We start from the raw sequence: 13,114 nt of genomic DNA, 5'->3' as shown, positions 1-13,114 counted from the left end.
GACAATGTCAGACATCGTCTTGGACCGGGTGACCAAGCGCTACCCGGACGGCGCCCTCGCCGTCCAGGAGGTCAACATCGAGATCGCCGACGGCGAGTTCATCATCCTGGTGGGCCCGTCGGGCTGTGGGAAGTCCACCACGCTGAACATGATCGCCGGCCTGGAGGACATCACCTCCGGTGAGCTGCGCATCGACGGGACGGTGGTCAACGACCGGGCTCCCAAGGACCGCGACATCGCCATGGTGTTCCAGTCCTACGCGCTCTACCCGCACCTCAGCGTCCGGGAGAACATGGCCTTCCCCCTCCGGCTGGCCAAGCTGGACACCGCCACGATCGACCGCAAGGTGAACGAGGCCGCGAGGATCCTCGACCTCACCCAGCACCTGGACCGGCGGCCGTCGAACCTCTCCGGTGGTCAGCGGCAGCGGGTCGCGATGGGGCGGGCGATCGTGCGGAACCCGAAGGCCTTCCTCATGGACGAGCCGCTGTCGAACCTCGACGCCAAGCTGCGGGTCCAGATGCGCACCTCGGTGTCGCGGCTCCAGAAGCAGCTCGGCACCACCACGGTGTACGTCACCCACGACCAGACCGAGGCGATGACCCTCGGTGACCGGGTCGTGGTCATGCGCGGGGGAGTGGTCCAGCAGATCGGCGCTCCCCAGCACCTCTACGAGCACCCCGCGAACCTGTTCGTGGCCGGGTTCATCGGCTCGCCCGCGATGAACTTCGTCCCCGCCGCCGTCGCGGACGGCGGGCTCGCCACCGCGCTCGGCGAGATCCGGCTCACCGACCGGCTGCGGCGTGCGATGGAGCGGGCGGACGCGCCCCGCGAGGTCATCCTCGGCATCCGGCCCGAGCACTTCGAGGACGCCAGCCTGGTCGACGACCGGATGCGCGCCGAGGGAGACGTCTTCACCGGCCTGGTCGACGTGGTGGAGTCGATGGGGTCGGACAAGTACGTCTACTACGCGCTCGACGAGAAGGCCCGCTCCGCCGAACTGGAGGAACTCGCCGCCGACTCGGGCAGCTCGGACGTCCCCGCCAGTGAGGGCCAGCTGGTGACCCGGCTCTCGGCGGTCTCGCCGGTGCGCGAGGGCGACCACCACGAGGTGTGGTTCGACCTGGGCAAGGTCCAGCTCTTCGACCCCTCCACGGGCAGGAACCTGACCCTGGAGGCATGACGCACCCCGCCGGTCCCCGGCGCCGACCCCCTGGTCAGCGCCGGGGACCGCGTCGTACCGCTTCGATGATCTCGTCGTCCCAGCGGTGCGTCCGCATCAGCCGGTACCGCTCGCAACCCACGCGGAGGTACGCCTCCGCCTCGGTGCGGTCCGCGATCAACTCGGCCGAGCGGAGCAGCCGCACCACCGGGCGGAACTCCTCGTGGTACCAGCGCCGGGCGATCGTGGTGCGGTCCAGGAACGTGCCCTCGTCCTGCATGAGCCGGAAGCCCCAGGCCTCCACGGTCTCGCTGAGCTCCGTGTACTCCCAGGCGTCCGTCAGCACGACCGCCGCGCGCGCCTCCCCTGGCAGGGGGACCCGTTCCAGGAACAGCCGGCGGTCCGCCTTGACCATCAGGTCGCCCCGGAAACGGATCCCCGCCGCGTCGATCTTGGTGATGATCTCCGTGACGTAGGCGTCGATCGTGTCGTTGTGGTGCGCGATCGCCACCGAGACCCGGTGGTGGCCGTCCTGGACGAAGTGCAGGTCCCCGATCCGGTAGACGGCGATGGGCGGGACGGCCTCACCCCGCCGTTGCGCCCGCGCCAGCCGCTCCCACCGCTCCCGCACCCTGGTCGAGGTCGGGCGGAACCGGCGGTCGAAGTCCCTGGTCCGGTCCACGCTGCCGACCACGGTGTCCAAGCGGATGACGCGCAACCCCAGCCTCCGCTCGCCCACCTGGCCGAGGGCTTCGACGACCTCGGTGAACGGCAGCATGATGTTGACGTCGTCCGGCTCCCGTCGCAGCCAGGCCGAGAGCCGGGCCAGCACCTGTTGGCGCCGGGAGCGGAGGAAGTCGTTCTCGGCGTCCGCGTGGGGGAAGCCGGTGTCACGGCGCACGTTCCACCTCCGGGGTGGCTATGGAACGGGAATCTCGACTACACGGTGATAAGCGGCGTTGACCAGCAGAGTGTTACCCAGATGGCCCTCGCGCGCGCGGGGTCCGTACTCCGGATGGATATGGCCGTGGACCAGCAGCGGCGGCCGGAGGCGGCGCACCACGTCGTGCAGGCAGCGGAAGCCGCGGTGGGGCGGGTCGTCGAGGTCGCCGCACCCGAACGGGGGCGCGTGCGTCAGCAGCACGTCCACCCCCCTGCCGTCCCGCCAGCGCCGCGCCGCCGCCCGGCGGCACACCCGCCGTCCCCGCCGGGCCTGCTCGCGTTCGGTCCACTGGTTCGCGCCCTCGCGGTAGCGGAGGCAGCCGCCGAGGCCCGCGATCCGGAGGCCCGCGACGTCGACCACCCGGCCGTCGGCGTTGACCGCTCCGGCGGGGCCGGGCCAGGAGACCGGCATGCCCCCTCTGGTCCACATCCCCCGCACCTTCGTGTAACCGCCGAGGTCCTGGTCGTGGTTGCCGGGGACGAAGACGCAGGGCACGCCGAGCTCGGTGCTCAGGTACTCGAGGTAGTCGAAGGGCAGGTCACCGGCGCCGAGGACCAGCGCGACGTCGTAGGCCCGGACCTGCTCGGTCCACAGCTTCTCCACGACCCCGTCGGCGACCGCCAGCACCCGCACCACCCCGCGAGCATAGGGGGGTGGCCGGGTGCCAGCAGCGACGACGGCCGCGCCTCGCGGCCCGGGCCGACGACCCCTCACCGCCGTCCCGGTGGGCTCAGGGACGAGTGCCCACCCACGACCGGTCGACGTCCGGGTGCACGACGAGGCTGTCGGCGACGTCGACCAGGTCGTCCATCGTCACCGAGCTCCCCTCGGTGGGCCGGCCGTCCCGCACGACCAGCCACCGCCCGTCGGCGGTCGGGACGACCAGCGACGCCGGTCGGCCACCGGAGGACCACGGGTGGTGCGGGGCGTAGAAGAACGCCGTCCCACCGAGGACGGGGGTCTCCACCGGGGGCGGCGCGCCGTCGGGCATCCAGGGCTGGTCCACCTCGGGGCGGTCCGGGAGGTACTCGACCTCCAGCTCCGCCTGGTAGTCCTCCTCGCCGGGCACGCCGGTGGACAGCAGGGCCGACCATGCCCGTTCGTCCCCGGGCTGGGCCCCCAGGGAGACCGAGCGCGCCGGGTTCGGTCCGTCGAGTTCCAGCGGCATCGGGAACTCGACGTGGACGTCGGCCCGGACCGACCGGGCGACGTCCGTCGCCACCCTGAAGGAATCCTCGATCGACGAGGCGGTGACCACGACGAGCACGTCCGGCGCGGGGAACCACGAGAGGCGACTGCGGTACCCCCGCTGGTCCTCGTTGACGTGAGCGGTGGTCGTGTCGTCCAGCTGGACCTCGGGCAGGTCGTCCAGGTTGTGGTTCGTCTGGGGGTTCTCGTACTTGAGCACCCACACGGTGACCGTCGGCGCCGTCACCGCCGCCTCCTCGACCGGCCCGCTGGTCCACGACCGGGTGTGGCTCCACTCGGTGGGCCCCTCGCCCTCCACCGGCTCGGGAGGGGGGGTGCTCTCGAAGGTCCGCCGGTACTCCAGGAACCCCTCCGGCACCCAGGTGGGTCCGTAACCGAGGGAGGCGGTCTCTCCCAAGAACTCCGTGTCGGGCGGTTCCTCGCTGGGAGGCGTGTCCGGCGCCGCGACCACCCCTGGTCCCCGTTCCCCGTCCGCCAGGGCGAGCACCGCGACCGGTACCGCGATGGTCGTGACGGTCGCGGCGGCGACGAGGAGCGTGCCGCGCCGCCGGCGCCGGCGGCGCTCCCCGGCCCGTTCGAGGCCGGCCAGTACCTCGGCCGGTTCCGGACCGGCGTCGGCCTGGCGCAGCAGCGCCTCCCTGATCAACCGTTCGTGGTCGGAGCTCATCACGCCTCCTTCAGGAGTGCTGGCCGGGTTCCGGGTGCTGGTGCCTCGGAGCGGAGGCCGTTCAGGGCGCGGGAGACGTGGCTGCGCACGGTGCCCACGCCGCAGCGCAGCAGCCGGGCGATCTCCCGGTCGGGCAGCTGCTCGTAGTAGCGCAGGACCAGGGCGGCGCGTTGCTTCCTCGGGAGCCGGGCGATGCGGCGGAGCATGGCGTCGCGCTCGTCGTACCGGGCATGGGCGTCGTCGTGCTCGCGACTGGCCCGTTCGCGCAGGGTCCCGATCGCGTCGGGCGGCGTGACCACCTCCCCCGAGGCTCGTCTCCGCCGCCAGGACAGGAACTCGTTGGTGATCATCTTCCGCACGTAGCTCTCCGGTGCCTCGAGCCGTCCGATGCGTCTCCATCGGGACTGGGCTCGGAGCAGCACTTCCTGGACCACGTCCTCGGCCAGGTGCGCGTCGGAGGTGAGGACCGTCGCGTACCTCAGCAGACGTGGTAGTCGGAGGGCGACGAACTCGTCGAACGTCAAGGTGCGCCCCTTCGTGGTTGGCTACCCCTGGAACGCGCTCGCCGAGGTGTTCCGTCGCACCGGATGTCGTTTCCCGGTCACCTCGGGAGCGGCGGTCCTTCGCGGGTCCCCGGCACACGCCGGGCGCCCCGACATCCGGTGGTGCCGGTGCGGAACGCGTGGCCGATCGTTCCGTACCCGTTTCTCGAATCTGATGGCCTCACGTGAATCCCACACCGCCCGCTGTTCGGGCGAGCGCATTCATCCCTGCCGGCGAACAGTGGGGAAACGGTGCCGCGGGGTCACTGCGGAGCGCGAGTGGAGCTGTACACGGGAGAAAGATCATGACACGATCGCGGGAGTCCCACTCGGCGGTGCGGGATACCGGGATCGGATGGGTCCCCACCGAGGGAAACGGGGGCCGTCGCGGCGGTCCCCGCTCGGGTGGCCCGATTCCTCGTCCGCGAGGATCCGAGGGAGGGCTCCGTGGAAAGGAGGGACGTGACGTTCGACCGTCGCGCGTCGTGCTTTCCACCTGCTCCCACCCCGCTCGTCGCCCTGTCGGCCCCGCGGGCTCCCGCGCCCGTCCTGCCAGGGAGGATGTCGTCCGGCGCCTCGGCACACCACGATGTCCTCGGACCGGGTCACCATTTCGGTGAGTCCGAGTCCGAGTCCGAGTCCGAGTCCGAGTCCGAGTCCGACGCGGCGAACGGCGAAATCCCGAGGAGCGCGGCCGATCGCGCGCATCTCGGGTCGCCTGCTCCGAGTGCCGCCAAGCGTGCCGACCACCGCCCCCATTCCGCGGGCGCTGGTGGCCCGGAAGTGGGAACCGCCGCCCGCTCGCTTCCCGTCGACCGGGACGAGGCGGGATTCGTCATTCCGGGGGGAGTGGGAATCCGCGCATTCCCCCTGCGCTCCCGCCGTCCGGACACCGCTGCCCGCCCCGCTGGTCCGACATGCCGGCGAGAGCATCGCGGCCGAACCACCGCTCGTACGGTTTCCGCCCTTCTTTCCGCTGGGACCGCGTCACCCCACCTCCGGTGCCACACGTTCGTTCTCGGGGAGGGCGTTCCCTCCCGCTCCCGGTTCGCCGACGCGCGCGGAGGGCGCCCGGCCGGCCCCCGAACCCCACCGGGCCCTCGGCCCGGACCAGTCAGCGTCGTCCTCCCGGGCCGCCCCGAGGGGAACGATCCCGTGTCCGGCACCCCGACCCCCACCGGGACGTCTCGGACGACGGCCGGCCTCGACGCGGCGAGGCGGTCGGACGACCCGGTTCGACACCCTGGTACCGGTGGGGTCGCCCACACCGACCGGCGAGGGCGGGTCGGCACCCGGCAGACTCGGTGCCATCGGCGGCTGATCACGGCGACGCCGCCGGCGGCCGGTGACCCGATCGACGCCCCGGCCGCCCGACCGAGGTGGGGAGAGCAGATGGACGACGCCGGACTCGGGTCCGTGCGGGACAGCTTCCGCGACTTCGCGCACCGGCAGGCCGCGGGGGTGTCACCGCTCTACGCCGTTCTCGCCGAGAACGCCGCCAACGACGACGAGGTCCTCCGCACGGTGGCCGGGCTGCCCTCGGAACAGCCCCGTCCCGAGGCCCTGCTCGCGGCGGCGCACCGGCTGTTGACCGCCGAGCCGTGGTTGCCGCTGGCGGGTTACTACCCGGACCTCGGTGGGACCTCCGGCCCCGACGGCTCGACCTGGCCGCTCTTCCGGGAGTTCGTCCTGGCCCGGGCAGAGCGGATCGGCGCGCTGGCGGCCAGCCGCCCGGTGCGGCACAACGAGATCACCAGGTCCGCGCTGCTCTACCCGGCCCTGTCCGTGCTCGCCTCCGAGACCGGGAGGAAGCTGGGGCTGGTGCACCTCGGCGCCGAGGCGGGGCTGCTGCTCGGTGTCAACCACTACCACCACCGGTACCAGGGGGCGGAGGTCGGCGAGCTGTCCGCCGGTCCCGCCGCCGCACGGGTCCGGCTGCGGTGCGCGCTCGAACTGGCTCCCGGTGCCAGGTTCCCCACCCTGCCCAGGACGCTGCCGCTCGCCGCCACGATCGGGGTGGATTCGCGGCCGCCGGACCTCGACGATGACGAGGATGTCGCCTGGTTGGAGGCGTGCGTGTGGGCCGACCAACCCGACTGGTTGGCCAAGATGACCTTGGGTTTCGCCGCGCAGCGTAAGAACCCACCCGAAATGGTGAGTAGCGATCCGGTGGCGGGCATCGCGGCGGCGATCAACAGGGTTCCCCCGGACGCAGTTCCCGTGGTGCTGACCAGTGATCCCTGGTGGGCGGAACCAGCGACCGCGACCGTGCACCTGACCGCCCTGGCCACCGAGCTGGCGACCCTCGGCCGGCAGCGTCCACTGTGGTGGCTAAGCCATGACCCGGTTCAGGCGGGACTACTGACGGTGATCGACTCCGCCGAGGGTGCGGGTGCCGCCCGGGCCGCAGGTCAGGGCCACCTCCTCGGGCTCACCCGCTGGTCGGAGGGCCGCCCCGAGGCCAGGGTGCTCGCCGCGACGGATCGTGGCGGCCGCCGGATGCGGTGGCTGGCGGCCTGACCACCGGGCGACGTGCTCGCTGACCCTGGCCCGTCGACCCGTCCGGGCCGCCGCACCCGCCGTTCCACCGCTGCCCACTGTGGTGAAGCTCGCACCGGCCGGCGCCGGGAGCGCCGGGCCCGTGGTCCGGGAGCCGAGGGCCGCGCGGTCGGACGAGGCGCGTCGACCCGGGCGAGGAGCGCGTGAGCTCCGCGTGAGCCGTTGTCCAGCCAGAACTCCCCGACAGGGCCGACGGGACCCCGCCCCGTGCTCCGGCCGGCTGCCCGGAACGGATCAGCGTCCGGCGTTCGGCGGATGCGGGTGAAGCACGAGGAGTAGGCGGTCGGGCGCGTCCAGTAACACGGTGCCGGCGTGGCGCACGTATAGTTCACCCGGTTCGCCCATTGGCACAGAGCGTAATCGGGTTCAGGCTTGAGCGCGAAACGCTGACTCAAGCGCGCTAGGCGCTCTGCGGGACACCCGTGGAGTGCGGTACAACGGATCAGCAGGCACCAGCCAGGTGCGGCTAGCAGACGGGGATGGTCATCGTGAACCTCAAGAAGATCCTCACGTTCGCTGGGATCGCGTTGCTCTTGTTCTTCTTGATCAGCGATCCTGTCGGGTCAGGAGATGTCGTCAACAACATCCTGAACTCGCTCCGCCAGGCGGCCGAGGCCATCATCACCTTCGTCCGCAACCTGTTCTGAGACGTGTCGGGTGTCCGGCTGGTCGAGGTGATGACCAGCCAGGCGGTGCGCACCTCCTCCGGCGGTCGACCCATCGGCCGCTGACCAGGTCCGAGGCAGTTCTGAGAGTCAGGCGAGGGATGTAGCGGTGCTGGCACCACGAGATCCGGACGAGTACCTGCTCGACTCCGAGCGACGGGTGATCCGGGTTCGCAGGCACTGGGCGAGCATGATGTGGGACGTCTTCGAGGCCGGCGCGCTGCTCGTCGGCCTGATGCTCGTGTCCTACTTAGCCCCCCAGGACTCGGCTCTGATCCAGAACATGCTCTGGTACGCCGGGCTGGCGGTCGTGCTCCGCTTCTCCTACTACGTCCTCGAGTGGTGGGTGGAGCGGATCGTGATCACGGACAAGCGCTTCATGCTCACCACCGGCGTGTTCACCACCAAGGTCGCCATGATGCCCATCGGCAAGGTGACCGACCTGACCTTCCAACGCACCCTGGGCGGTCGACTCATGGGCTACGGGACCGTGGTCGTGGAGTCGGCGGGCCAGGTCCAGGGCCTGGACCGGATCGAGTACACGCCCAACCCCGAGGAGATCAACGACGCGATCTCCGAACTGGTCTTCGGTGAGAAGAAGACCGACAAGGACCGCTTCACCATGATGAAGGCCCGTCGCGCGGCGCTGGGCCGTCGGCGCGCGGTGAAGGCACGCTAGGTACTCGGTCAGACTGGAGTGGTGCGCATCGACCTGCATACCCACTCCACCGCGTCCGACGGCAGCGACAGCCCAGAAGAGCTGGTCGCTGCCGCGGCACGCGCGGGACTCGACGTGGTGGCGCTCACCGACCACGACACCACCGTCGGGTGGGCGCCAGCCACCGCCGCCCTCCCGCCCGGCCTGCGACTCGTCCCCGGCGCCGAGCTGTCCTGCGTGTCCCCCGACGGCAACGGCCGCCACGTCACGGTCCACCTGCTGGCCTACCTGTTCGACGACACCTCGGGCGAGCTCGCGGACGAGCAGCTCCGGTTGCGCGCGGAACGCCGCGAGCGCCTCCTGCGGATGGCCGTGATGATGCGGGAGGACGGGTTCCCAGTCGATCCCGAGCTGCTGCTCGCCGAGCTCCCGGAGAGCTCGTCCGCAGGGCGGCCGCACCTGGCCGCCGCACTGGTCCGCGCGGGTGTCGTGTCCAGCGTGGACGAGGCCTTCGCCCGTTACCTCGGCGCTGGCAGCCCCTACCACCTCCGCCGGGCGGACACCCCGGTGCGCCGGGCGATCGAGATGATCAGGCGCGCGGGCGGCGTCACCGTGCTCGCCCACCCCTTCGCCAGGGCGAGGGGCCCGGTCGTCACGGCCGGGGTGATCACGGACCTCGCCGAGTGCGGCCTGGCGGGGCTGGAGGTCAACCACCCCGACCACGATCCGGAGACCCGCGCCGAGCTCGCCGGTATCGCCCGCGAACTCGGCCTCGTCACCACCGGCTCCAGCGACTACCACGGGGTCCACAAGTCGCTCCGCATCGGCCAGGAGACGACCGACCCGGAGCAGTTCGAACGGTTGATCTCCTCGGCGACCGGTAACCACGTCCGGGGTGGTTGACGGCTCGGGTCGGCCGGTCCGGCGGAGGGCTCCGCGCGTCCCGAACCAGGACCGAGGTCGGCGGGTCACCGCGAGCCGTTCCGGCGGGTGTGCGTACCGTGGCAGCGTGCAAGGGCAGTTGGGCTTGGAAGGCATGCCGAAGGAGCTGGTCCGGGTCACCCCGGCCAGGCTCCAACGCTGGGAGGACTGTCCACGTCGGTACCGCGCGACGTACCTGGACCGGCCCGCCCCGGCCCGGGGCGGCGCCTGGGCCCACAGCACCCTCGGGGCGGTGGTGCACAACGTCCTCCGCGCCTACTTCGAGAGCCCGCCGGACCAGCGGGACCCCGAGGACCTGCCGGTCCTGCTCCGCCGGTACTGGAAGGGCGACGGGTTCCGCGACCGGGAGCAGGCGGCCGAGTACCGGTCGCGGGCGGCGAAGTGGCTGGACGAGTACGCCCGTCGCCCGGAGGCGGCCGGGGAACCGGTCGCCCTCGAACGCTGGGTGTCCGCCCCGACCGGTGCGCTGATCGTCGAGGGCCGGGTGGACCGGATCGACGACCGGGACGGCCAGCTCGTGGTCGTCGACTACAAGACCGGGCGGCACGTGCTCACCACGGAGGACGCCCGCGACTCGCGGGCGCTGGCCCTCTACCTGATGGCGGCCCGGCGCACCCTGCGCCGACCCGGCAGCCGGGTGGAGCTGCACCACCTCCCGACCGGCCGGGTGGTGGCGTGGGACCACGACGCGGAAACGCTGGCCGAGCACCGGAGGCACGCCGAACGGATCGCGGAGGAACTCTCCGCCGCCGCGTCGGCCCTCGACCGGGGAGCTGACCCCGACGAGCACTTCCCGCCGCGTCCCGGGCGGGGCTGCTCGGTCTGCGAGTTCCGGCGCTCCTGTCCGGAGGGGAGGGCCGCCGCGCCCGACCTGGAACCGTGGGATCTGTTGGCACCGTGAGCGGAACTCACCGGCTACCCCGGCCCATCACCAACTCCACTGAGGACACCGACGTCCTCGGCCTTCGAGTGGTTTCCCCGTCGACCCGAGGCGGAGTGGCGAACCGGGGGTGGCGCGGGTTCAGCGGCGCCGTGGCCGCCGGGCTCGTGGTGCTCGCCCTCGTCGTGCTGGGCCTCCAGGTCCTCGCGCTGCACCGCGGCTACCCCGGGCCGGGGTACGGGTTCGTGGCACTTCACCTGGGGGCGAGCGTGGTCGCCGTCGGGCTGCAGGCGTACGCCGACCGCAGTGCCCGCTCCGCCCGGTGGTGGGCGCCGGTCCTGGTGGTGCTCGTCGCCGGGTGGCTGCTCTGGACCGGGTGGTGGCACTGACCCCCCACCCGGGGGCTGATCCCCGTCGCCGGGCGGTGCCGCGCCTCGATGGGCCGGGGCGGCGGAGCGGGGACGAGGCGACTCAAGGGCCGGCAGCGGGGCGGCCTCGGGGCGTGCCGCCCGGCCGGGGTCGCACGGGGCGTCGCCGGGGGCGGCCGCCTAGCTGAGCAGCCAGCGCTGCCAGGTGGGGACGAGCACGTCCAGCAGCCCCTGCGGGTTGTCCTTGTTGGGGTTGTGGCCCGAGTCCGGGACGGTGACGAAGTCGACGCCGAGCTTCTCGGCCATCTCGCGTTGGGTCTCCACCGACCACACGTCGTCCTGCTCGCCGCACACCACGAAGCCCCGGATGCGGTGTTCCTGGATCCGGGCGGCGAGTTCGGGAACGAGATCGGGTTCGGTGCGCAACGCGGTCGCCATCCCGAGCAGCCCGGCGGGCATGGACGAGACCAACCGGGCGCGCAGCAGGGTGCGCAGCTCACGCGGTCTGGCCGACCAGGCCGGGTCGTGCGCCTCGTAGATCTGGGCCGCCGCCTCCACGCCGTGCAGGCGCAGCGCCGGCTCGCACAACTCGATCAGGGAGAGCCTCGGGCCGGGGGGCAGGGCTGACGGCCCCGACGCGAGCAGGGTGAGACCCACGGGTTCGGCCCCGGAGAGCACGGCGGCCCGCGCGACCAGACCGCCGTAGGAGTGGCCGAGCAGCAGGACCCGGCGTCCCTCGGACCGGAGGCGGGAGACGAGGTTGGCGATCACCACCCCGAGCCGGGACGGTCGGTAGGCGTCCTCGTCGTCGGGCCCGTCCGACTGGTACTGGCCGGGAAGGTCGATGGTGAGCACGTCGAAACCCGCCTCCGTGAGCGGGTCGATCAGCGCGGCGAAGTCCTCCTTGGAGCCCGTGTACCCGGGCAGGAGCACGGCGGTGGCCAGCACGGTGCGGGCCTGTGACGTTCCGTGCAGACCTGACAGCTCGCCGTATTCGGTCGGGAGCTGGACCGGGATCGCACGGTGCGGACTCATCTCGGATCCACGCACAACAGTCACTGCATCAGTGTGCCCCATCCCGGGCCGATCACGCCTGCCCCGGGCGGGTTCGCCCACCACACTCCCGAGGCCGCCGGAGGTCCCCCGACCTGGTCGCGAACCCACCGCGTGCGGCCCGCGCGGGCGGGCCCCCCCGCTTCGACGAGCGGTGCGGACTCGGGAGCGGACGCCCCGGCGGGCGCGGCCGGACCGAGGTGCGCGGGTCAGCCGAGCGCCACGACCTCGCTGGCACGTTGTTCCAGCAGCACCGGGCCGAGGACGGAGGTCCGCACCGGACCCGCGTGCCCGCCCCGGTCGACGGGCAGCGTCGCGACCCGTTCGCCGGTCACGGTGTCGACGACGGCGTGACCGCCGGGCTCGGGAACGAGCAACCGGCCCGCGAGCACCGCCCCGGACCCCAGGGTGTCCGGGACCGACCAGGACGGGCTCAGGTCGGACAGCGACAGGGCGACCGTGCTCCGACCCGTGTACCAGTAGACGTGGCTGGGAGACGCCGTGGTCTCGGGCACCTGGGACGACGCCCGGTCCAGGTCCTCGGCCGTGGTGTCGACCGGGTGCTCCGCCAGCCGGTCGCCCCGCTCGGTGTCGTACACGACGATCCGCGAGGGGTTCGGCAGCCAGAGGGCCAGGTGGTCGTCGGTGAGCGCGACGAGCCGAGCACCGACGTCGTCCAGGGTCTGGCTGTACGTCTCCTCCGGGCGGTCGCTGTCGTCCGGTTTCGCGGTCAACAGCGTCACCCGGTCGGTCACGTCCGTGGGGCACCGCTCGATGAGCGCCAGCCGGCCCTCGGCCAGCAGGGTGGACAGGTACCGGCAGTCGCTCCTCGGCTGCCGGTTCGGGTTCACCACGGCTGGCACGTCCCCGTACTCCAGGGTCATCACCATGTTGGAGCCGAAGACCTCCACGAACCGTTCGCCCGTCGTGGCGACGTAGCGGCCGTCGGTGACCAGTTCCGTGGCCGGTTCGGAGTCGCCGTGCCGTTGCCCGGCCCGGTCCCCGGTCGCCCCGTCCAGCGTGGTCACCTCCGAGCAGAAGTCGCCGCGCCGGTACACGGCGACGGCGCGTTCCCATGCCGCCGACACCGTGCACAGCTCCAGGTCACGCGCGTAACGCCAGCGGGGTTCCCCGGTGAGCGCGTCCCGGCCCACGACCTCGCCGCCCGAGGCGGTGGCGACGGCGGGCCCCGCGACCACCGGTGAACTCGTCGCCGGGCTGTCCGCCCGCCAGAGCTCCTGGAGCCCGGCGGGCAGCGCGACCGCCGGGTCAGGCGCCACGACGGGGAGCACGGACGGTTCAGCCGTCGTCCCGGCGAGGTCGCTGGTGCGCCAGAGCACCGCTCCCACCGCCAGCACGCCCACCATGAGCAGGCTGGCCACGACGACGTCCCCGCGTGTCCGCCGCTCAGGCTTCACCACGTCCCGCCCCTCCGCCCCGGGCACCAGCCGGCCGCTCGTGATCCC

The 13,114-nt window shown here is 72.4% G+C and carries 13 protein-coding genes; 7 read left to right on the top strand and 6 right to left on the bottom strand.

Annotation, left to right across the window (positions count from 1 at the left end; genetic code table 11):
• Positions 1 to 4 precede the first annotated feature (4 nt).
• Entirely contained in the window at positions 5 to 1,183 is a 1,179-nt protein-coding gene (locus C1701_RS07385; RefSeq protein ID WP_026417282.1) for an ABC transporter ATP-binding protein, read from the top strand.
• A 34-nt stretch (positions 1,184 to 1,217) separates the two neighbouring features.
• Here the strand turns inward: C1701_RS07385 and C1701_RS07380 are convergent, their stop codons facing one another.
• The 4 genes from C1701_RS07380 to C1701_RS07365 form a co-directional block, all read right to left on the bottom strand.
• Positions 1,218 to 2,063 carry a hypothetical protein gene (locus C1701_RS07380; protein WP_026417281.1) on the bottom strand — a complete coding sequence of 282 codons (846 nt, stop codon included), beginning with the start codon at positions 2,061 to 2,063 and terminating at the stop codon, positions 1,218 to 1,220.
• A gap of 18 nt (positions 2,064 to 2,081) precedes the next feature.
• The gene (locus C1701_RS07375; RefSeq protein ID WP_026417280.1) at positions 2,082 to 2,741 is read right to left on the bottom strand and encodes a metallophosphoesterase family protein; all 660 of its coding nucleotides are present in this window, start codon (positions 2,739 to 2,741) and stop codon (positions 2,082 to 2,084) included.
• Positions 2,742 to 2,835: 94 nt separating this feature from the next.
• Positions 2,836 to 3,981 (bottom strand): hypothetical protein, encoded by a 1,146-nt coding sequence (locus C1701_RS07370; protein ID WP_103055728.1) that lies wholly within the window; start codon positions 3,979 to 3,981, stop codon positions 2,836 to 2,838.
• Complete coding sequence (locus tag C1701_RS07365) at positions 3,981 to 4,505, bottom strand: SigE family RNA polymerase sigma factor (protein ID WP_026417278.1); 525 nt, start codon at positions 4,503 to 4,505, stop codon at positions 3,981 to 3,983. The genes C1701_RS07370 and C1701_RS07365 overlap by 1 nt, the downstream gene beginning before the upstream one ends.
• A 1,410-nt stretch (positions 4,506 to 5,915) precedes the next feature.
• Between C1701_RS07365 and C1701_RS27225 the strand changes: the two genes are divergently transcribed.
• The 6 genes from C1701_RS27225 to C1701_RS07340 all read left to right on the top strand — a co-directional run bounded on the left by C1701_RS27225 (position 5,916) and on the right by C1701_RS07340 (position 10,616).
• A complete protein-coding gene (locus C1701_RS27225; protein ID WP_026417277.1) occupies positions 5,916 to 7,043 on the top strand; it encodes a DUF2332 family protein in 1,128 nt (375 codons plus the stop codon).
• A gap of 527 nt (positions 7,044 to 7,570) precedes the next feature.
• On the top strand, positions 7,571 to 7,729 hold the full coding sequence (locus C1701_RS27220; RefSeq protein WP_169533952.1) for a hypothetical protein: 159 nt from the start codon (positions 7,571 to 7,573) through the stop codon (positions 7,727 to 7,729).
• A gap of 127 nt (positions 7,730 to 7,856) precedes the next feature.
• A complete protein-coding gene (locus C1701_RS07355; RefSeq protein ID WP_026417276.1) occupies positions 7,857 to 8,426 on the top strand; it encodes a PH domain-containing protein in 570 nt (189 codons plus the stop codon).
• A 21-nt stretch (positions 8,427 to 8,447) separates the two neighbouring features.
• Entirely contained in the window at positions 8,448 to 9,308 is an 861-nt protein-coding gene (locus tag C1701_RS07350) for a PHP domain-containing protein (RefSeq protein WP_026417275.1), read from the top strand.
• A 106-nt stretch (positions 9,309 to 9,414) separates the two neighbouring features.
• Complete coding sequence (locus tag C1701_RS07345; RefSeq protein WP_026417274.1) at positions 9,415 to 10,248, top strand: RecB family exonuclease; 834 nt, start codon at positions 9,415 to 9,417, stop codon at positions 10,246 to 10,248.
• A complete protein-coding gene (locus C1701_RS07340) occupies positions 10,245 to 10,616 on the top strand; it encodes a hypothetical protein (protein ID WP_337662182.1) in 372 nt (123 codons plus the stop codon). The genes C1701_RS07345 and C1701_RS07340 overlap by 4 nt, the downstream gene beginning before the upstream one ends.
• 159 nt (positions 10,617 to 10,775) lie before the next feature.
• On the opposite strand, the gene C1701_RS07335 is transcribed toward C1701_RS07340, so the two are convergent.
• Positions 10,776 to 11,630, bottom strand: a complete 855-nt coding sequence (locus C1701_RS07335) for an alpha/beta fold hydrolase (protein WP_030104332.1) — start codon at positions 11,628 to 11,630, stop codon at positions 10,776 to 10,778.
• A gap of 227 nt (positions 11,631 to 11,857) precedes the next feature.
• The gene (locus C1701_RS07330) at positions 11,858 to 13,069 is read right to left on the bottom strand and encodes an Rv3212 family protein (RefSeq protein WP_337662181.1); all 1,212 of its coding nucleotides are present in this window, start codon (positions 13,067 to 13,069) and stop codon (positions 11,858 to 11,860) included.
• Positions 13,070 to 13,114 lie beyond the last annotated feature (45 nt).

The organism is Actinoalloteichus sp. AHMU CJ021, assembly GCF_002895405.1.
Lineage (GTDB): Bacteria > Actinomycetota > Actinomycetes > Mycobacteriales > Pseudonocardiaceae > Actinoalloteichus_B > Actinoalloteichus_B caeruleus.
This window is presented reverse-complemented; position numbering and strand designations above follow the sequence as displayed.